Annotated in this window: 1 protein-coding gene; it reads left to right on the forward strand. The window is 69.0% G+C overall.

All coding sequences use genetic code 11. The features are described from left to right. Nucleotides 1-229 (forward strand): hypothetical protein (locus tag KVS71_RS19595; protein WP_217585353.1); only part of this gene is annotated, 229 nt, incomplete at both ends.

Raw genomic sequence — 229 nt, forward strand, 5'->3', positions numbered from 1 at the left:
CCGACGCCGTCGTCGTCCGATGTCGAGCTCTGCTCGGCAGAGGACGGTGTACGCTCCGCCGTCGATTTCGTCTTCGCGCTCCTCGCCGCCGGGGACGAGGAGAGCACAGCCGAGAACCTCTACCCGGCGGTGGCTTTCGAGCAGCCGCTCGCTCTACTGCTCACCAGGAGCGGCGACTACACGCAGATCGCGGACCGGCCGGAGATCCTCTCCGCCGACGGCGAGACGG

This window comes from Microbacterium sp. GbtcB4 (assembly GCF_019091465.1).
GTDB classification, from domain to species: domain Bacteria; phylum Actinomycetota; class Actinomycetes; order Actinomycetales; family Microbacteriaceae; genus Microbacterium; species Microbacterium paraoxydans.